Below are 17727 nucleotides of genomic sequence, written 5' to 3'. Positions count from 1 at the left end.
ATGCAAACCGTCAAAGCGCTCACACCGGCCCTGCATTACCCGCCTGAATTGTTGCTGCAAGCGCAAAGCATTCGCGTGGCTTTTTTCGATGTCGACGGCGTACTGACCGATGGTGGGCTGTATTTTTCGGAAAGCGGCGAGGCACTCAAGCGCTTCAACACGCTGGACGGGCAAGGTCTTAAATTGCTGCAGCAAGCAGGCATCACGCCCGTGGTCATCACCGGGCGCGACTCGCCCGCGCTGCGCCTGCGTCTGAAGGCGCTGGGCATCACGCACGCCCGCTTTGGCACCGAAGACAAACGCCCGGCTGCCGAAGATTTTCTGCACGCCCTGGGTTTGAGCTGGGCGCAAGCGGCCGCCATGGGCGACGACTGGCCCGATTTGCCGGTGATGCAGCGCGTGGCCTTTGCCTGCGCCCCCGCCAACGGGCACGCCCAAGCCAAGGCGGTGGCACACCACATCACGGCCGAGCGCGGTGGCGAAGGCGCAGGACGTGCGTTTTGTGACCTGTTGCTGGTGGCTGGCGGACATTACGCACGCTTGCTGGCACAGGTCGGCATCAGCTCACACACCGGTCCTTCGGCATGAACGGGTTGCGCCGCCTGCTCGACAGATTGAGCATTTACCTGCCTTTGATCGTGATGGCCCTGCTCGCTTCGGGCAGCTGGTGGCTGGTCAGAAGCGTGCCGGCGCTGCTCACCCCCGAGGTCAACAAGCCAGTACGGCAGGACCCCGACTACCGCTTGGTCGATTTCTCGGTCAAGTCTTTCAATGCCAGCGGACGCCTGAGCCGCGAAATCATGGGCGACAAGGCTCAACACTATCCGGCCACCGAGGCCTTGCACATTGACCAGATTCGCATTTATGCCGTAAGCGACAGCGGTGCGAAGATGAACGCCCGCGCTGAGCAGGGTGTCGCCACCGACGATGGCACACAAGTCACCTTGATCGGCAATGCCTACGCCATCAAACACCCTCAAGAGACCCGTCCTCAAATTGAACTGCGGGGTGAGCGCCTGGTCGCCTTGCCCGACGAAGATCGCGTGGTGTCTACCGACCCGGTGCAAATCACCCGTGACCGCGATGTCTTCACGGCCGACTCCATGAACTTCAACAGCAGCACCGGCGAACACGTGCTGCAGGGCCGCGTACGTGGCACCTTGACCCCCCAACCCCGAAAGACGCCATGAATGGGGCCGCCGGTCACATGCCCCATGGCCTGAAGACGTTCGCCTGAACAAACCCCGCAAACAACAAAGCCCTGCAGTGCAGGGCTTTGTCAGAATTTAAAGGCCTGTCTGTGCACAGGCCCGGTGTGTGAATCAGTAACCGCCGCCGTAGCCGCCGCCACCGCCTTCACGGCGACCGCCACCACCGCGAGGGCCGGCACCGTAGGGGCTGCGGAAACCACCGCCGCCGCCTTCGCCACCACCGTAACCGCCGCCACCTTCGCGACGACCGCCGCCGTAGCCACCGCCACCGCCACCGCCTTCACGGCCGCCACCAAAACCGCCGCCGCCTTCGCGACCGCCGCCGTAGCCACCGCCGCCTTCACGGCGACCACCGCCGTAACCGCCGCCACCACCAAAACCACCACCGCCAGTGCGGGGGGGACGGGCTTCCATGGGGCGGGCTTCGTTCACCACCACGTTGCGGCCGCCCAGAGGCTGGCCGTTCATGCCGTTGATCGCCGCTTGTGCTTCGTCATCGCTGCCCATTTCCACAAAGCCAAAGCCTTTGGAGCGGCCAGTGTCACGTTCCATCATGACTTTGGCGCTGGTCACAGCACCGAATTCACCGAAGGCTTGTTCCAGATCGCCGTCGCGAACCGAGTAAGGCAGGTTGCCGACATAAAGTTTGTTGCCCATGAAAGGGACTCCTCAAAACACAGAGATAAAAGCGATGGAGCTCCGAAAACGCATTCGACAAACCTGAAAACATCGGAAGGAAAGCGAAACTGATCTGGTCACCGCAAACATGACTTCGCTGCTTCTGACAGTGAAGTCCGGTAATTATGAGTGATAAAACAAAAAAAAACGCAAGGGGTAATCCCCCGAAGCCGCGCAGAATGTGGTCTGCCGCACCAATCTGTTGTTTTACCAACTCACTTCACGGTCCGGTGTGGCGCTGATTTTGTGGACACTCAAATCAGCACCGTCGTACTCTTCTTCCGGGCTGAGTTTCAGGCCCAAAGTCCACTTCAGGACACCATAGACCAGCACCCCGCCCAGCAAAGCCCAAACCACGCCCAGCGCAGTGCCGATCAACTGCGCCGTCAAATTGACGCCCCCCAGACCACCCAGACCGGTGGTACCAAAAATGCCAGCGGCAATCCCGCCCCAGGCACCGCAAATGCCATGCAAGGGCCAAACGCCCAGCACATCGTCGATCTTCCATTTGTTCTGGGTCAGGGTGAACATGACCACAAACAGGGCGCCCGCCACCGCACCAGTGACCAGCGCACCAAATGGGTGCATCAAATCGGAGCCCGCACACACCGCTACCAAACCCGCCAAAGGGCCGTTGTGCACAAAACCGGGGTCGTTCTTGCCCAGCAACAAAGCCGCCAAAGTGCCGCCCACCATCGCCATCAGGGAGTTGACCGCCACCAAACCCGAAATCTTGTCCAAGGTCTGGGCACTCATCACATTGAAGCCGAACCAGCCCACGATCAGAATCCACGAGCCCAAAGCCAGAAACGGGATGCTCGACGGCGGGTGCGCCGAGACCTGACCGTCCTTGCGGTAGCGGTTGTAGCGGGCACCCAGCAAGACCACCGCGGGCAAAGCGATCCAGCCGCCCATGGCGTGGACCACCACCGAGCCCGCAAAGTCATGGAACTCATCGCCCGTCAGCGCCTTGATCCAGACCTGCACACCAAAGTGCTGGTTCCAGGCGATGCCCTCGAAGAAGGGGTAGACAAAGCCCACGATCACTGCGGTGGCGATCAACTGGGGCCAGAACTTGGCCCGCTCGGCAATCCCGCCAGAAATGATGGCGGGAATGGCCGCGGCAAAAGTCAGCAAAAAGAAGAACTTGACCAGGTCGTACCCGTTCTTGGCAGCCAGCTGCTCGGCTCCTACAAAAAACGTGGTGCCGTAAGCCACGCTGTAACCCACCACAAAATAAACCACGGTGGACACCGAAAAATCCACCAGGATCTTCACCAGCGCATTGACCTGGTTCTTTTTGCGGACGGTGCCCAGCTCCAAAAAGGCAAAACCGGCGTGCATGGCCAGCACCATGATGCCGCCCAACAAAATAAATAGCGCATCCGCGCCCTGTTTCAGTGCTTCCATGACCGTCTCTTGAGGTTTTTTGAATTGATTTGGTGCATAAAGGGCTGAAAAGCCCTCGGCGCACCAAACAATAGCAAGAATTAGGCCCAAATTGATGCACGTCAAGCCAGCGCCTTCAGGGCACTCACGTAAGATTCTGTTTTTTGAAAACGCCTCGCAGCATATTCACATGGAAGCTTTCCTCGTCTCCACCGGCATCGTGGCCCTGGCTGAAATGGGCGACAAAACCCAGCTGCTGTCGCTGGTGCTGGCCGCCCGTTTTCGCAAGCCCTGGCCCATCGTGCTGGGCATCTTGGTGGCCACGCTGGCCAACCACGGCCTGGCCGGGGCGGTGGGCAGCTGGGTCACCACCATGATGGGGCCCGATGTGCTGCGCTGGGTGCTGGGTGCGTCCTTCATCGCGATGGCTGTCTGGATGTTGATCCCCGACAAGCTGGATGACGAAGACGGCGACAGCGCCCCGCGCATGGGCGTGTTCCTGACCACCGTGGTGGCTTTCTTTCTGGCCGAGATGGGCGACAAGACGCAGATCGCCACCGTCATGCTGGCCGCACAATACAACGCCTGGTTCGCTGTGGTGGCCGGCACCACGCTGGGCATGATGCTGGCCAATGCCCCTGTGGTGTGGCTGGGCGACGCCATCACCAAGCGCGTGCCGCTGCGTTTGGTGCACCTGATCTCGGCAGGCATCTTCGCCGTGCTGGGCGTGATTGCTTTGTCCGGCTGGGGCGCCTGAGCGCTGGTTTGCCTAAGCGTGAGCGTCAAGCCGAAGGCTGGCGCTTGTAAATGACGTGGTAAACCCCAGCCACCAGCACCGCGCCCCCCAGCAGATTGCCCAAAATCACGGGCATCCAATTGCTGAGCATGCCGCCCCAGGTGACGGCGGGGTAGCCCGCCAGGCCGCTTTGCTGCAACAACATGGCCAGTGGCATCAGGTACATGTTGGCGATGCTGTGTTCAAAGCCCGCCGCCACAAACGCCATCACCGGCAGCGCCACGGCCACCGCTTTGTCGGTCACGCTGCGCCCGGCCATGGCCATCCACACCGCCATGCACACCAGCACATTGCACAACACGCCGCGCAGCAGCGCGGTGACAAAGGGCAACTCCTGCTTGGCCACAGCCATCTGCACCACCTTATGGCCAATCGCGCCGCCGTTCAGGCTGGCGTGGCCGCTGGCAAACACCAGCAGCGCCAACCCGGCCGCGCCCACCAAATTGGCCAGGCACACGATGACCCAGTTGCGCAACACCTGCGCTGCGCTGACCCGGCCATCGGCCCAGGCCATGACGATCAGGTTGTTACCGGTGAACAGCTCGGCCCCGGCCACCACGACCATCAGCAATCCCATGGCAAACACCAAACCGCCCAGCACCGAACTGGCGGCAAAACCCAGCGTCGGGTCGGACTTGACCAGTACAAACAGCATGGCCCCCAGCCCAATGAAGGCGCCAGCCAGCACCCCGAGCAAAGCCAGCGGGAGCAAAGCCATGCGAGCTTTGGCTTCGCCCACCGACTCGATGCGGCGGGCGATTTCGACGGGACTGTAGGCGTCCGAGCCATAAAGATCTGACATGCTTGCTCCTGCGGCGTGCTTCTGATAGGGCTTGTCCTTCGCCCTTATACTCGGCTTCATGCGCCGATTTGAACCCGATTGCGGGCGCCGGAACCCCTGGTTTCGAAATTCAGCTAAATGGCGTGTGTTTCAACCCACTGAAGCCCGGCCCAGCTGACTGCGAAGCCGGGTTTTGTTTTTTGTACACCTGAACACCTTCGATGCTGATCGCCGAATCCCAAAGCATGCTGTTTGAAGCCCCTTTGCCTTTGCAAAGCGGTGCGTCCATCCGTGGCTATTCGCTGAGCTACGAAACCTACGGCACGCTCAACGCCGACAAATCCAACGCGGTGCTGATCTGCCACGCGCTCAACGCCTCGCACCATGTGGCGGGCGTGTACGCCGACCAACCCCACAACGTGGGCTGGTGGGACAACATGATCGGCCCCGGCAAATCACTCGACACCGACCGCTTCTTTGTCATCGGCGTGAACAACCTGGGCTCGTGCTTTGGCTCCACCGGCCCCATGCACATCAACCCCGACACCGGGGGCGTGTATGGCGCGGACTTCCCCGTGGTCACAGTAGAAGACTGGGTCAACGCCCAAGCCCGCTTGCTGGACGCACTGGGCATTGAACAACTGGCCGCCGTGATGGGCGGCAGCCTGGGCGGCATGCAGGCGCTGAGCTGGACGCTGCAATACCCCGAGCGCGTCAAGCACGCCGTGGTGGTGGCCAGTGCGCCCAACCTGAATGCCGAAAACATCGCCTTCAACGAAGTGGCCCGCCGCGCCATCGTGACGGACCCCGATTTCCACGATGGGCACTTTTATGCACAAGGCGTGGTGCCCAAGCGCGGCCTGCGCATCGCCCGCATGATCGGCCACATCACGTATTTGAGCGACGACGTGATGAACGAAAAGTTTGGCCGCGAGCTGCGTGCGGCGGTGACGCACAACGCCACCGGCTACAAATACTCCACACAGGAAGTGGAGTTCCAGATCGAAAGCTACCTGCGCTACCAGGGCGACAAGTTCAGCGAGTACTTTGACGCCAACACCTATTTGCTGATCACCCGGGCGCTCGATTACTTCGATCCGGCCCGCGCCTTTGGCGGCGATTTGTCACAGGCTTTTGCTCGGGCCCGCTGCAAATTCCTGCTGGTCAGTTTTACCACCGACTGGCGCTTTTCGCCTGCCCGCAGCCGCGAGATGGTCAAGGCCCTGCTGGACAACCACCGCGACGTGAGCTACGCCGAAATCGACGCACCGCACGGACACGACGCCTTTTTGCTCGACGATGCCCGCTACATGAATGTGGTGCGCTCTTACTTTGACAACATGGCAAAGACTTTGAACGAAGGAGGTGCGGCATGAGCGACCCCCTGATCATGCAAGCCATTGCCCGACTGGTGCCGCAAGGCGCCCGCGTGCTCGACCTGGGCTGTGGCGACGGCGCCTTGCTGGCGTATCTGCAACAACACAATGGCTGCACCGGCTACGGCGTGGAGCTGGACGACGCCAATGTGCACGCCTGCGTGCAGCGCGGCGTGAACGTGATCCAGCTCAACCTGGACGAAGGCCTGAGCCTGTTTGCCGACCAATCGTTTGACGTGGTGCTGCAAATCGACACCCTGCAACACCTGCGCAATGCCGAAACCATGCTGCGCGAAACGGTGCGCGTGGGCCGCGTGGGCATCGTGGCCTTCCCTAACTTTGCGCACTGGTTCAACCGCCTGAGCGTGCTGCAAGGCCGCATGCCGGTGACCAAACGCCTGCCTTACCAGTGGTACGACACGCCCAACATCCGCGTGGGCACCTTTGCCGACTTTGGCGACCTGGCCCGCAAAAACCACCTGCAGGTGGTGGATGCCTTCGGTCTGCAACACGGACAGGAAGTGCGTGTGTTGCCCAACCTGATGGCCGGCACAGCGGTGTACAAACTGCAGCGCAGCTGAGATGCCCAGCACACCAGCCAACCAGGGCCCGCGCGCTCACGGCCCCTGGCTGATCGCCAATGTGCTGGCCCAAATCGCATTTGGCCTGCTGGCCATGACGCTGTGCCTGCCCTCCATGCAGGAGTGGGGCACCCTCTTCAACACCCGCCAGGCCGATGTGCAGCTGACCTTCAGCGGTTATGTGGTCGCCTATGGCGCCTTGCAATTGGTCTATGGCCCGCTGTCAGACCACCATGGGCGCAAGCCCATCCTGATGCTGGGCCTGGTGGTGGCGGGGCTGGCCTCGGTCATGGCCGCGCTGGCCACCGACATCGCCACGCTCACCGCTGCCCGTGTGCTGCAAGGCGCGGGCAGCGCGGCCAGCATGGTGGTCAGCCGCTCCATGGTGCAAGACCTGTTCACCGGGCCACAGCGCACCCGCGTCATGGCCTACATCGGCATGGCGCTGGGCATGTGCCCGCCGCTGGCCACGCTGATCGGCGGGCAGATCCATGTGCGCTACGGCTGGCAGACCAACTTCGTGCTGCTGGCGGTGTTGGCGGCGGTGCTGCTGGTGGCCGCATGGCTGGGTTTGCCGCGTGTGGCCAAACCTGCGCCTGCACCGGGCCACTGGCTGCGGTCCATGCTCAGCGCCTACGCCCGTTTGCTGCGCGAGCCGCGTTTTTTGCTGTATGTCGGCATCCTCTCCGCGACCACCGCCACGTTTTATGCCTTCCTCGCCGGGGCACCCATCGTGCTCAAGGGTTACGGCATCGGCCCCGACGGCATTGGCTGGTTCATCATGGCCGTACCCATTTCGTACATTCTGGGCAACTTCATGACGTCGAGGCTCATTCAGCAGGCGGGCGAATCGCGCGTGATGGCCTGGGGCCAGGCCCTGACGCTGAGCGGCCTGGTCGTGATGCTGGCGCTGGGCTTGGGCGGCGTACAGACGGCGCTGGCTGTGGCCTTGCCGCTGCTCTTGCTGGGCTTTGGCCATGGTCTGCTCAACCCGCCTGCGCTGGCGGGTACCGTGGGCGTGCTGCCCGCACTGGCCGGATCGGCCGCGGCCGTGGCGGGCCTGATGCAGCAGCTCACCGGGGCCACCGGGGGTTATCTGGTGGGCCTGGTGCCGCACGAAGGCGCAGTCAACCTGGGCTGGATGATGCTGGCCTTTGCCCTGACCGGCGCGACGGCGCAGTTTTTTCTGCGCCGGCATTGAGCCACTGCAGGGCCTGCGACTCGGCAGACCTGCCGCAACGGCCGTTTTGGGTGTAGGCTGAAAGCCATGGACACGCCATCCCCCTCCGCTTTGCCACCCAGCCCCGCCGACCGGGCCTCGCCCCTGTCTTTGCGCCGTGTGGCCATCGACACTTACCGTGAAAACGTGGCCTACCTCAACCGCAACTGTGCGGTGTACCGGGCCGAGGGTTTTCAGGCCCTGTCCAAAATCGAAGTGCGCGCCAACGGGCGGCATGTGTTGGCCACCCTCAATGTGGTCGACGACGACAGCATCGTGGCCTGCACCGAAATCGGCCTGTCCGAAGACGCTTTTCGCCACCTGGGTGTGCCCGATGGACACACCGCCTCGGTCTCGCAGGCCGAACCGCCCGCGTCGATGGAGGCGCTGTTTCGCAAGATCGATGGCGAACGCCTGGACCAGGACGACTTCCACGCCATCGTTCGGGACATTGCGGGGCACCACTATTCCAAGATCGAACTCACCGCCTTTGTGGTCGCCACCAACCGGGGCGAGATGGACCGCGAAGAGGTCTACTTCCTGACCGAAGCCATGGTCCAAGCCGGTCGCCGCCTCGACTGGCGCGAGCCGCTGGTGGTCGACAAACACTGTATCGGCGGCATTCCCGGCAACCGCACCTCAATGCTGGTTATGCCCATCCTAGCGGCCTACGGCATCCTGTGTCCCAAGACTTCGTCACGCGCCATCACCTCGCCCGCAGGCACGGCCGACACCATGGAAGTGCTGGCCGATGTGGAGCTGCCTTTTGAAAAGCTGGCCGAGATCGTGCGCACGCACCGGGGCTGCCTGGCATGGGGGAGCACGGCCGATTTGTCGCCCGCCGACGACGTGCTGATCGCGGTCGAGCGGCCACTGTCGTTGGACTCGCCAGCGCAAATGGTGGCCTCCATCCTGTCCAAAAAAATCGCGGCGGGCTCCACCCACTTGGTGCTCGATATCCCGATCGGCCCCACCGCCAAGGTGCGCTCCATGCCCGAGGCGCAGCGCCTGCGCAGGCTGTTTGAGTACGTGGCCTCGCGCATGCACCTGTCGCTCGAAGTGGTCATCACCGACGGCCGCCAACCGGTGGGGCAGGGCGTGGGCCCGATGCTCGAAGCCCGCGATGTGATGCGCGTGCTCGAAAACGACCCGCGTGCGCCCAACGACCTGCGGCAAAAATCGCTGCGCCTGGCAGGTCGCCTGATCGAAGCCAGCCCCGATGTGCGCGGCGGCGACGGCTTTGCCATCGCACGCGACATCCTCGACTCCGGCCGGGCGCTCAGCCGCATGCAGGCCATCATTGCCGCGCAAGGCGCACGCCCGTTTGACCACAACCACCCGCCGCTGGGTGCGCTCACGCTGGAAGTGTGCGCCGCGGCCGATGGCGTGGTCACCGGCATCGACAACCTGCAGATCGCCCGCGTGGCCCGCATGGCCGGCGCCCCCAAAGTGCAAAGCGCCGGGGTGGACCTGCTGCACAAACTGGGCGACAGCATCACGCAAGGCACGCCGCTGTACCGCGTGCACGCCGCCTACCCCAGCGACCTGGAATTTGCCACGCAGCTGTGCCGCAAAGCGAGCGGCTACACGCTGGGCCAGGCCGATGAAGTGCCGCATGTGTTTGTCGAATTTTGACGAAAGACGGCACATGTCTGAACGCGGTGCATTGCTCTACTTTGAAGATGAAACCCCCGCCGCTCTGCGACTGGCCGATGCTGCGGGTCTAGTGCCGCACCGGGTGGCGCGTCACCGCTTTCCCGATGGCGAAATCCAGCTCACGCTGCCCGCGCACTTGCCCCCGCGTGTGGTGCTGCTGCGCAGCCTGCACCAGCCAACCGACAAACTGACCGAGCTGCTGCTGGCCGCGCCCACCGCCCGCCAACTGGGCGCCCGTCATCTCAGCTTGGTCGCGCCCTACCTGGCCTACATGCGGCAAGACATGGCATTCGCCCCCGGCCAGGCCGTGAGCCAGCGCATCGTGGGTGCCTGGCTGGCCACGCTGTTCGACGCGGTCATCACGGTGGACCCGCACCTGCACCGGGTGACCACCCTGGCCGAAGCCGTGCCCGCCCGTCAGGCCACCACGCTCAGCGCGGCACCGCTGCTGGGTGACTGGATTGCGCAACATCGGCCCGGCGCGTTCTTGCTCGGGCCCGACAGCGAATCGGCGCAATGGGTCACCCAAGCCGCCGCTGCCCACGGCCTGCAACATGCGGTGTGCAGCAAAGTGCGCCACGGCGACCACGCCGTGAGCATCGCGCTGCCCGCGTGCGACCTGCGCGGCCAGGCCGTGGTGCTGCTGGACGACGTGGCCAGCAGCGGCCACACCCTGGCGACCGCCGCCGCGTTGGCCCTGGCCGCAGGTGCCGCCAGCGTGGACGTGGCGGTGACGCACGCCCTGCTGGCCGGCGATGCGCTGCAGCGCATCCATCAATCAGGCGTGGGCGAGTTCTGGAGCACGGACAGCGTGGCGCATGAAAGCAATGTGGTGGGGTTGGCGACTTTGCTGTCGCAAGCGCTCATGCGATCAAACCGGACATGACGGCACCCATCTGTCGCACCCAGCTTGCACGGGTGTACACCCCTTGTGGGCAGCTGGGCTGACCGAAAGAGAGGTTTGCGTGACTGATCGTCACCACGGCTAATCAGTCAGCATGCACCTTACTCAAGCGCTTTTGCGCGCCTTGTCCAGCGCCTCGCGCAGCACCTTCAAATCCCCAATGTGATTGGCCAGCAGCAAGATCAGGCGGGCATTGAGGGCTTCGCTTTGTTCGTCGCTCAGGCCGTTGTGGGCTTCGATCAGGTGTTCATAGAACTCGTCGCCGGGTGAAAAGTCGCGGAAGAAGCGACGGCCTGTTTCGTGGAAGTTGGGGTCTGTTTTCAGGGCGTTGGTCATGTGGGTGTTCATGTCAGTCCTTGTTGCGGTTCAGGCTTGGCCGATCTGGCTTCCGAGGGCGCCGGCCAGTGCGGCCTGCACGGCGTGGGTGTCCAGCGTGCGCCAGCGGGCCACCACATGCTGATCCGGGCGCAGCAGGTAGGTGGTGCCGGGTCGTGCGTCGTAGCGTTTGGCCACCAGGCCTTGGGTGTCGACGATCACTTTGACGCCGGGGATGTTCAGGGGGGTGGTTGCGACGATGAGGGGCGTCGCTTGGACGGGCTGGGCATGCGCGCGCAGGGGCGCGCTGCCACAGGATGCGAGGTGCACCAGCACTTCGGGCGAAGGCGCTGCGTCAACAAACAACAAGACCTGAAAACCTTTGCCCACCTGGTCGAGCAGCCAGGCGTCTTGTCCATCTACTTGCACGGGCGCGTCGTCCATCGGTGCGCCGGGCACCATCTGGCCTTCAAAGGCGTCGGTGTCGGGCGTGTTGAGCACCGATTCGGTCAGGAAAGACGGCATGGACAAGCGGCCCGAGTTGACCAGCTTGCGCGCAAACGGGTAGTGCTTGGCCAGCGCCAGCACCTGGTTGCGGAAGGTTTTGCTGGTGCGGCTCTTGGGCGTGATGAAGTCGGTCGAGCGGGTCGAGTTCATGATGTTTTCGTCGGCCGCAAACTGGCGGTCGTGCGCGTAGGTGTCGAGCAGTTTCTCGCTGGCTTGGCCTTTGATTACCAGGCCCAGTTTCCACATCAAATCGTCTGCATCCTGAAAGCCCGAGTTGGCGCCACGTGCGCCAAACGGCGAGACCTGGTGCGCCGCGTCGCCCACAAACAGCACGCGCCCATGGCGAAAATCGGTCATGCGGCGGCACTGGAAGGTGTAGATGCTGACCCACTCCAGCTCAAACGGCCGATCATCGCCCAGCATGGCCTGCAGGCGCGGGATGACTTTTTCGGGCTTCTTCTCTTCTTCGGGGTCGGCATCCCAGCCGAGCTGGAAGTCGATGCGCCAGACGTTGTTGCTCTGCTTGTGCAGCAGCACGCTCTGGTTGGGGTGAAAGGGCGGATCGAACCAGAACCAGCGCTCGGCGGGGTAGTCGGCCTTCATGATCACATCGGCGATCAAAAAGCGGTCCTGGAACACGCGGCCTTCGATGTCCAGCCCCAGGTGGCGGCGAATGGGACTGCGTGCGCCGTCGGCCACCACCAACCAGTCGGCCTCGATGTCAAACGTGCCGTCGGGCGTTTCCACCGTGAGCGAGGCATGGTCGTCGTGGCGGGTGACGGCGGTGACCTTGTGCTGCCAACGGATGTCCGCGCCCAGCTCCAAGGCGCGGGCGATCAGCATTTCCTCCACGTGGTATTGCTGCAGGTTGATCATGCCGGGGCGCTTGTGGCCCGCGTCGGGCACCAGGTTGAACTGGTAGACCTCGTCTTCTTCCAAAAAGGTGCGACCGATGTTCCAGCTCACTCCCATGTTGCAGGCCTGATCGGCAATGCCCAGGCGGTCCAGGATTTCGAGCGAGCGCTTGGCGTAGCAGACGGCCCGCGAGCCGACCGAGACGGTTTTGTCGTCGTCCAGCACCAGCACTTCGAGCCCCTGCAATCGGGCATCGATGGCCGCTGCCAGGCCCACTGGCCCTGCGCCAATGACGATCAGCGGTTTGCGCTGCGGCGGTGTGGACATCAAGTCGGCAGGCGACTTGTAGGGATAGATCGGGTTGATGTAAGCGCCCATGCGTGGTCTCCGGCCATGAGGTGAACACCTTTCGGTGCGACAAACAGTAATTTACTATAGATAAATTGATTTACCTATTCGTAATTTTAAACTTGCAGGAATTTTTGTTTTTCATGCAACAACGAACCAGCTTGACAGCGTGAAAACCGCAGTCAGGCTATGCTCAAGGTCCGTCTTTTGTATGACAACTTCATGATCCAGCATTTCACCCCCGTGTCCAGCGGCGCTCGCCTGTCTGACCAGGTGGCCGAGCAACTGGCCAACGAAATCAAACAAGGCCGCCTTTTGCCCGGCGACAAACTGCCCACCGAGGCGCGCCTGGTCGAGCAGTTTGAAGTGAGCCGCACCGTGGTGCGCGAGGCCGTGTCCAGACTCAAGTCTTTGGGCCTGGTCGATTCGCGCCAAGGCAGCGGGGTGTTTGTGAATCCGCAGCTGCCCTTCGCGCCGCTCAACTTCGAGGCGCGGCATGCCGCCTCGCAAGAGGCCGTGATCCAGATGGTGGAGGTGCGCCGCGCACTCGAAGCCGAAGTGGCGGCTTTGGCGGCCGAACGGCGTAACGCACGCGATCTTCGCAAGATCGAGCAAGCCGTTCAGGCCCTTGATGCAGCCGTGCAGTCGGGCGGCGATGGCGTGGCCGAAGACGTGAACTTTCACCGGGCCATTGCCGACGCCACGTGCAACCCATTCCTGATTCAGACACTGGAGTACCTAGGCCAGTTTTTACACGGGGCCACACAAGTGACCCGGGCCAACGAAGCGCGGCGGATGGACTTTGCAGCCGAAGTGCAAACCGAACACCAGGCCATCTTGCAAGCTGTCAAAGCCGGTGACGCTGCTGCGGCCAGGCAAGCTGCTGCGACGCACATGGGCAATGCCATTACCCGCATCCGCAGGGCAGACCCTGCCTTCTGGGTGCAAGAGGGCGAGCGACTGGCGCAGCCCCTGGTCAAAGGGCTGCGGGCTTGAATCACTCCACCTTGATGTTGGCCGCCTTGACCACGGCCGCATAACGCGACAGGTCACGCGCCATATCGCGGCCGAATTTCTCTGGGCCACCCGGGCTGGCAGTGATGCCCAGCGTATTCAGGCGCTCGCGCACCACCGGGTCGTTCAGCACCGCGTTCAGTTCGGTGTTGAGTTTGTCCACAATCGCCCGAGGCGTTTTGGCCGGGGCCAGCAAACCCACCCAGGAGTTGATATCGAAGTCGGGCACGCCGCCTTCGATGAAGGTGGGTACATCGGGCATGGACGGCGCACGCTGTGCGCTGGAGACGGCCACGGCATGCAGCTTGCCCGACTTGACGTGCTGAATCGCCCCCGCCACGGCGGTGTACACCAGCGGGATGGTGCCGCCCATCACATCGATCATGGCCTGGCCACCGCCTTTGTACGGGATGTGGGTCAAGTTGGCGCCCGTGCGCTGCTTGAGCAACTCACCCGCGATGTGCGGCGTGCCGCCCGTGCCGGAGGTGCCGTACGACAAGCCACCGGATTGGGTTTTGGACAAGGCGATCACATCTTTGAGCGTCTTGGCCGGCACGCCCGGGTGCGACACCAAAATCAAAATGGCATCGCCTATCTTGCCGATCGGGGCAAAATCTTTGGCCGTGTCAAAACCCACTTTGGGGAACACATGGGGGTTGATGACCAGGGTGCCATCAAAACCCAAGAGCAAGGTGTAGCCATCGGGTTCGGCCGTAGCCACCATTTGCGTGCCGATGTTGCCCGACGCCCCGGGTTTGTTGTCCACGATCACCTGTTGGCCCAGCCGTTTGGACAATTGCTCGGCAATCAGTCGGCCACTGGTGTCGGTCACGCCGCCGGTAGCAAAAGGCACCACCAAGCGAATCGGCTTGGCGGGGTAGGCCGCTTGCGCTGCGGCCGTGCTGGCGCTCAGGGCCAAGCCAGTGCAGGCTGCGGCCATCAAGCCCGTGCTCAGTGCGGCTTTGAGCCATTGGCGGCGGGGTGTTGTGCTGTTCTTTTTCATCGTTGTCTCCAAGGGGTTTCAGGGGGGAATCAATCGGTTTCGGCGTAACGCTTTTCAAAGGCCCAGACGTCTTCAAAGCCCATGAGCTTTGTCAGATCGGCGAAGTCGTACAAAGGCGTGCTGCCCTTGGCCGATGAGCCCGTGTCCTTGAACTGCTGGTACACCTGTGTCATGGCCTGCACGCTGGCCAGCAAGGCGGTGACGGGAAAGATGGCGATCTTGTAGCCCAGAGCTTCCAGCTCGGGGCGGGTCAACACCGGGGTGCGGCCTTTCTCGACCATATTGGCCACCAGCGGCACGTCAAAGCTCTGGCCAATGCGGCGCATTTCTTCTTCGGACTCGGGCGATTCGACAAACAGGATGTCGGCACCGGCTTTGGCATAGGCCTCGGCCCGGCGCAGCGCTTCGTCCAGGCCCAGCGTGGTGCGGGCGTCGGTGCGGGCGATGATCAAGAAGTCTTTGGATTCGCGCGAATCCACCGCCACCTGGATCTTGCGCACCATGTCGGCCATGAGGATCACGCGGCGGCCCGGCGTATGGCCGCACTTTTTGGGGAACTCCTGGTCTTCGAGCTGGATGGCGCAAGCGCCCGCCGCCTCGTAGCCGCGGATGGTGTGGCGCATGTTGAGCAAGCCGCCGTAGCCGGTGTCGGCGTCGGCAATCAGGGGCGTGCGGGCCATGCCGGCCATGGCGGTGACGCGGCCAACCATGTCGCTGTAGGTGGCCAGGCCCGCATCGGGCAGGCCCATGTGCGAGGCCACGGTGCCGTAGCCGGTCATGTACAGCGCGTCAAAGCCAAAGCTGTCGGCCAGGCGCAGCGACACCATGTCGAACACACCAGGAGCGACCACCAGGCCGGGTTGGTTCAAACGCGCACGCAGCGCAGAGGTTTTGGAGTTCATGAGGCAAAGTGGGTGCAAGAATGATTAAATCGGCAAGTCACGAATTTTTCATTTCACCAGAAGAGACACCCATGAACCTGCACTTAAGCGACAAGCATGTTTTGATCACCGGCGGCAGCAAAGGCATCGGCCTGGCCTGCGCCCAGGCTTTTTTGGAGGAAGGGGCCAAGGTCACGCTGGTCTCGCGTGACACGGCCAATTTGAAAAATGCGCTGCAAAAACTGCAGGCCAGTTTTGCCGCAGACCGCATCCACACCGTGTCAGCCAATTTGCGCGATGCAGGCGAGGCCCTGACGGCGCTGAACTCGGCAGAAGCCGCATTAGGCCCGGTCGATGTTTTGGTCAACTCGGCGGGTGCAGCCAAGCGCACACCCGCACCCGAGCTGACGCCCGAAGCTTTTGCCGATGCCATGCAAGCCAAATACTTCACCACCATCCACATGCTCACGCCCACCATCCAGCGCATGGCCCAGCGTGGCCACGGCACGGTGGTGAACGTGGTGGGCAACGGCGGCAAAGTGGCCAGCCCGATCCACCTGCCTGGCGGCGCAGCCAACGCGGCCTTGATGCTGGTGAGCGCCGGCATGGCGGCCGCTTATGGGCCGCAAGGTATCCGCGTGAATGCAGTGAACCCCGGCCTGACCTTGACGGGCCGCTTGCAAGAAGGCATGGCCGCCGATGCGCGCCTGAAGGGCATCGACACCGAAGAAGCCATGGCGCAAGCCGTGGCCAAAATTCCACTGGGGCGCATGGCCGAGCCCGAAGAGATCGCCAACGCTGTGGTGTTTCTGGCCTCGTCCAAAGCCAGCTACATCACCGGCATTTGCATGAGCATGGACGGGGCGCTGAATCCGATCGTGGTGTAAACAACGGATGAGCTTGCGGGCGTGTGCCAAGCTCGGCCAGGTAACCCCCCTTGTTGGAGACCCAGACACCATGACCCTTTTCACGACAAAGTCTCACCGCCTGCTGAAGACCACCAAACAATGCATCGCCACGGGCCTGTTGGTCTGGACGGCGGCGATGGGGGCGGCGCAGGCCGAACTGGCACCACTGCAAACAGTGCCCTCGGTCGATTTACCGCGCTACATGGGCACTTGGCACGAGATCGCCAAGTACCCCAACTGGTTCCAGAAGAAATGTGCCAGCAACACGCAGGCCACTTACACGCTGCAAGCCAATGGCCAGGTGCAGGTGCTCAACCGCTGCAAAACCGACAAGGGCGAATGGAGCGAGGCCCTGGGCGCGGCCCGGCAAATCGGGGGGCCGACCTCACCCCAGCTCAAGGTGCGATTTGCACCCGAGTGGTTGTCGTTCATTCCGCTGGTGTGGGGGGATTACTGGATCATCGACCTGGACCCAGACTACCAATGGGTGGTGGTGAGTGAGCCCCAGCGCGAGTACCTGTGGATTTTGTCGCGCACGCCGCAAATGCCTGCGGCCACTTACCAGGCGCTCCTGGGCAAGCTGGAGAAGCTGGGCTTCGACCTGAAACGGATCGAAGCCAGCAAGCCCTGAGAGCCTTCGCTCACGGGGCTGAGTTGCCACAAAAAAGAGCTTGAAGGTCAGTGCGCGGCTTCGGCCACGCGCACTTGGCCCGCTTCGCTGGCCTGCAGCCAACCCTGGTCCGCTGCGTCTTGCGCCAGTTGCGCGATCAGGGCGCGGGCATCGGCGTTGACCAAGGCCACAGGTTGCAAGCGCAATGCAGCGTCCGAGAAGTGGTGAACCACCTCGGCCACATCGTCGGCGTCCAGCGCGGTGGGTTTGTAGACCGGGCTGCAAGGCGCTTTTTGGCCCAGCGCCCGGTAAAACACCGCCGCCAGGTGGCTTGACGCGCCGTACACGCTGCGTTGCTGGCCTGCGGCGGTCACGCGCAAGGTGTAGCCGTATTTGCCTTTCAGGCACTCGGCCTGGGTGATGTCTTTCAAGGCGAAGTGGTGCACCAAGTTGCCGCTGTCGTTTTCTGAAATCAGCAGGTTCTGATCGGTCAACAACCACAGACCGCGACCGGCCAACACCACGCGGCCCAGCACATAGCCCAGCACACGTTCGCCAGGCCGAATGTGGTCACGCATCTGGTCCACATCGGCTTGCTTGAGCAGTTGCGCACCGTAGGGGTTGTTGCCCTCGATCAGCAATTCACTCAGTTCGTTGCCGTTTTTCAAAAAGTCCAGCCAGGCCATAGGAGTCTC

19 protein-coding genes are annotated in these 17727 nt (G+C 62.8%); 11 read left to right on the top strand and 8 right to left on the bottom strand.

What is annotated here, in order from left to right; genetic code table 11:
- Nucleotides 1-588: a KdsC family phosphatase gene (locus tag ACHEXL_RS14120; RefSeq protein WP_416560031.1), complete on the top strand. Its 588-nt coding sequence runs from the start codon at nucleotides 1-3 to the stop codon at nucleotides 586-588.
- Nucleotides 585-1190, top strand: a complete 606-nt coding sequence (lptC, locus tag ACHEXL_RS14115) for an LPS export ABC transporter periplasmic protein LptC (protein ID WP_416560030.1) — start codon at nucleotides 585-587, stop codon at nucleotides 1188-1190. The genes ACHEXL_RS14120 and lptC overlap by 4 nt, the downstream gene beginning before the upstream one ends.
- 132 nt (nucleotides 1191-1322) lie before the next feature.
- Here the strand turns inward: lptC and ACHEXL_RS14110 are convergent, their stop codons facing one another.
- Both ACHEXL_RS14110 and ACHEXL_RS14105 read right to left on the bottom strand, forming a co-directional pair.
- Nucleotides 1323-1868: an RNA recognition motif domain-containing protein gene (locus ACHEXL_RS14110; RefSeq protein ID WP_416560029.1), complete on the bottom strand. Its 546-nt coding sequence runs from the start codon at nucleotides 1866-1868 to the stop codon at nucleotides 1323-1325.
- A gap of 228 nt (nucleotides 1869-2096) precedes the next feature.
- Entirely contained in the window at nucleotides 2097-3299 is a 1203-nt protein-coding gene (locus tag ACHEXL_RS14105; RefSeq protein ID WP_416560028.1) for an ammonium transporter, read from the bottom strand.
- Between the two features lie 169 nt (nucleotides 3300-3468).
- Here ACHEXL_RS14105 and ACHEXL_RS14100 point away from each other — a divergent pair, with 169 nt between their 5' ends.
- Nucleotides 3469-4035 (top strand): TMEM165/GDT1 family protein, encoded by a 567-nt coding sequence (locus ACHEXL_RS14100; protein ID WP_416560027.1) that lies wholly within the window; start codon nucleotides 3469-3471, stop codon nucleotides 4033-4035.
- Nucleotides 4036-4060: 25 nt separating this feature from the next.
- Here ACHEXL_RS14100 and ACHEXL_RS14095 read toward each other — a convergent pair whose 3' ends face one another.
- Nucleotides 4061-4876: a formate/nitrite transporter family protein gene (locus ACHEXL_RS14095; protein WP_416560026.1), complete on the bottom strand. Its 816-nt coding sequence runs from the start codon at nucleotides 4874-4876 to the stop codon at nucleotides 4061-4063.
- A gap of 200 nt (nucleotides 4877-5076) precedes the next feature.
- On the opposite strand from ACHEXL_RS14095, the gene metX reads away from it, so the two are divergent.
- From metX to ACHEXL_RS14070, 5 genes are all read left to right on the top strand, one after another.
- Complete coding sequence (gene metX, locus ACHEXL_RS14090; RefSeq protein WP_416560025.1) at nucleotides 5077-6231, top strand: homoserine O-succinyltransferase MetX; 1155 nt, start codon at nucleotides 5077-5079, stop codon at nucleotides 6229-6231.
- Entirely contained in the window at nucleotides 6228-6812 is a 585-nt protein-coding gene (metW, locus tag ACHEXL_RS14085) for a methionine biosynthesis protein MetW (protein ID WP_416560024.1), read from the top strand. The genes metX and metW overlap by 4 nt, the downstream gene beginning before the upstream one ends.
- A gap of 1 nt (nucleotide 6813) precedes the next feature.
- Nucleotides 6814-8013, top strand: coding sequence for a Bcr/CflA family efflux MFS transporter (locus ACHEXL_RS14080; protein WP_416560023.1), 1200 nt, complete (start codon nucleotides 6814-6816; stop codon nucleotides 8011-8013).
- Between the two features lie 66 nt (nucleotides 8014-8079).
- Nucleotides 8080-9666 (top strand): thymidine phosphorylase family protein, encoded by a 1587-nt coding sequence (locus ACHEXL_RS14075; RefSeq protein ID WP_416560022.1) that lies wholly within the window; start codon nucleotides 8080-8082, stop codon nucleotides 9664-9666.
- A gap of 13 nt (nucleotides 9667-9679) precedes the next feature.
- A complete protein-coding gene (locus tag ACHEXL_RS14070; protein WP_416560021.1) occupies nucleotides 9680-10573 on the top strand; it encodes a ribose-phosphate diphosphokinase in 894 nt (297 codons plus the stop codon).
- A 123-nt stretch (nucleotides 10574-10696) separates the two neighbouring features.
- Here the strand turns inward: ACHEXL_RS14070 and ACHEXL_RS14065 are convergent, their stop codons facing one another.
- Nucleotides 10697-10939 carry a DUF2783 domain-containing protein gene (locus ACHEXL_RS14065; RefSeq protein ID WP_416560020.1) on the bottom strand — a complete coding sequence of 81 codons (243 nt, stop codon included), beginning with the start codon at nucleotides 10937-10939 and terminating at the stop codon, nucleotides 10697-10699.
- Between the two features lie 18 nt (nucleotides 10940-10957).
- Nucleotides 10958-12646 carry an FAD-dependent oxidoreductase gene (locus ACHEXL_RS14060; RefSeq protein ID WP_416560019.1) on the bottom strand — a complete coding sequence of 563 codons (1689 nt, stop codon included), beginning with the start codon at nucleotides 12644-12646 and terminating at the stop codon, nucleotides 10958-10960.
- Nucleotides 12647-12838: 192 nt separating this feature from the next.
- On the opposite strand from ACHEXL_RS14060, the gene ACHEXL_RS14055 reads away from it, so the two are divergent.
- Nucleotides 12839-13612 (top strand): FadR/GntR family transcriptional regulator, encoded by a 774-nt coding sequence (locus ACHEXL_RS14055; RefSeq protein WP_416560018.1) that lies wholly within the window; start codon nucleotides 12839-12841, stop codon nucleotides 13610-13612.
- Nucleotide 13613: 1 nt separating this feature from the next.
- Here ACHEXL_RS14055 and ACHEXL_RS14050 read toward each other — a convergent pair whose 3' ends face one another.
- Nucleotides 13614-14633, bottom strand: a complete 1020-nt coding sequence (locus ACHEXL_RS14050) for a Bug family tripartite tricarboxylate transporter substrate binding protein (protein WP_416560017.1) — start codon at nucleotides 14631-14633, stop codon at nucleotides 13614-13616.
- 29 nt (nucleotides 14634-14662) lie between these two features.
- Nucleotides 14663-15535: an isocitrate lyase/PEP mutase family protein gene (locus tag ACHEXL_RS14045; protein ID WP_416560016.1), complete on the bottom strand. Its 873-nt coding sequence runs from the start codon at nucleotides 15533-15535 to the stop codon at nucleotides 14663-14665.
- Between the two features lie 71 nt (nucleotides 15536-15606).
- Between ACHEXL_RS14045 and ACHEXL_RS14040 the strand changes: the two genes are divergently transcribed.
- Together ACHEXL_RS14040 and ACHEXL_RS14035 are read left to right on the top strand one after the other, a co-directional pair.
- Nucleotides 15607-16401, top strand: a complete 795-nt coding sequence (locus ACHEXL_RS14040; RefSeq protein ID WP_416560015.1) for an SDR family oxidoreductase — start codon at nucleotides 15607-15609, stop codon at nucleotides 16399-16401.
- A gap of 157 nt (nucleotides 16402-16558) precedes the next feature.
- Nucleotides 16559-17053, top strand: coding sequence for a lipocalin family protein (locus ACHEXL_RS14035; RefSeq protein WP_416561362.1), 495 nt, complete (start codon nucleotides 16559-16561; stop codon nucleotides 17051-17053).
- A 47-nt stretch (nucleotides 17054-17100) separates the two neighbouring features.
- Here the strand turns inward: ACHEXL_RS14035 and ACHEXL_RS14030 are convergent, their stop codons facing one another.
- Entirely contained in the window at nucleotides 17101-17718 is a 618-nt protein-coding gene (locus ACHEXL_RS14030) for a hypothetical protein (protein WP_416560014.1), read from the bottom strand.
- Nucleotides 17719-17727: the final 9 nt, after the last annotated feature.

The sequence above is a fragment of the Limnohabitans sp. YIMB22184 genome (assembly GCF_048020265.1).
Taxonomy (GTDB): domain Bacteria; phylum Pseudomonadota; class Gammaproteobacteria; order Burkholderiales; family Burkholderiaceae_C; genus Limnohabitans_A.
This window is presented reverse-complemented; position numbering and strand designations above follow the sequence as displayed.

What these genes read in the sequence shown, in the direction of transcription:
- metX (WP_416560025.1), top strand. Translation starts at nt 5,077, where the DNA reads ATGCTGATCGCCGAATCCCAAAGCATGCTGTTTGAAGCCCCTTTGCCT.
- ACHEXL_RS14110 (WP_416560029.1), bottom strand. Translation starts at nt 1,868, where the DNA reads ATGGGCAACAAACTTTATGTCGGCAACCTGCCTTACTCGGTTCGCGAC.
- ACHEXL_RS14120 (WP_416560031.1), top strand. Translation starts at nt 1, where the DNA reads ATGCAAACCGTCAAAGCGCTCACACCGGCCCTGCATTACCCGCCTGAA.
- ACHEXL_RS14035 (WP_416561362.1), top strand. Translation starts at nt 16,559, where the DNA reads ATGGGGGCGGCGCAGGCCGAACTGGCACCACTGCAAACAGTGCCCTCG.
- ACHEXL_RS14040 (WP_416560015.1), top strand. Translation starts at nt 15,607, where the DNA reads ATGAACCTGCACTTAAGCGACAAGCATGTTTTGATCACCGGCGGCAGC.
- ACHEXL_RS14080 (WP_416560023.1), top strand. Translation starts at nt 6,814, where the DNA reads ATGCCCAGCACACCAGCCAACCAGGGCCCGCGCGCTCACGGCCCCTGG.
- ACHEXL_RS14065 (WP_416560020.1), bottom strand. Translation starts at nt 10,939, where the DNA reads ATGAACACCCACATGACCAACGCCCTGAAAACAGACCCCAACTTCCAC.
- ACHEXL_RS14050 (WP_416560017.1), bottom strand. Translation starts at nt 14,633, where the DNA reads ATGAAAAAGAACAGCACAACACCCCGCCGCCAATGGCTCAAAGCCGCA.
- ACHEXL_RS14060 (WP_416560019.1), bottom strand. Translation starts at nt 12,646, where the DNA reads ATGGGCGCTTACATCAACCCGATCTATCCCTACAAGTCGCCTGCCGAC.
- ACHEXL_RS14095 (WP_416560026.1), bottom strand. Translation starts at nt 4,876, where the DNA reads ATGTCAGATCTTTATGGCTCGGACGCCTACAGTCCCGTCGAAATCGCC.
- ACHEXL_RS14030 (WP_416560014.1), bottom strand. Translation starts at nt 17,718, where the DNA reads ATGGCCTGGCTGGACTTTTTGAAAAACGGCAACGAACTGAGTGAATTG.
- ACHEXL_RS14075 (WP_416560022.1), top strand. Translation starts at nt 8,080, where the DNA reads ATGGACACGCCATCCCCCTCCGCTTTGCCACCCAGCCCCGCCGACCGG.
- lptC (WP_416560030.1), top strand. Translation starts at nt 585, where the DNA reads ATGAACGGGTTGCGCCGCCTGCTCGACAGATTGAGCATTTACCTGCCT.
- ACHEXL_RS14055 (WP_416560018.1), top strand. Translation starts at nt 12,839, where the DNA reads ATGATCCAGCATTTCACCCCCGTGTCCAGCGGCGCTCGCCTGTCTGAC.
- ACHEXL_RS14105 (WP_416560028.1), bottom strand. Translation starts at nt 3,299, where the DNA reads ATGGAAGCACTGAAACAGGGCGCGGATGCGCTATTTATTTTGTTGGGC.
- ACHEXL_RS14045 (WP_416560016.1), bottom strand. Translation starts at nt 15,535, where the DNA reads ATGAACTCCAAAACCTCTGCGCTGCGTGCGCGTTTGAACCAACCCGGC.
- metW (WP_416560024.1), top strand. Translation starts at nt 6,228, where the DNA reads ATGAGCGACCCCCTGATCATGCAAGCCATTGCCCGACTGGTGCCGCAA.
- ACHEXL_RS14100 (WP_416560027.1), top strand. Translation starts at nt 3,469, where the DNA reads ATGGAAGCTTTCCTCGTCTCCACCGGCATCGTGGCCCTGGCTGAAATG.
- ACHEXL_RS14070 (WP_416560021.1), top strand. Translation starts at nt 9,680, where the DNA reads ATGTCTGAACGCGGTGCATTGCTCTACTTTGAAGATGAAACCCCCGCC.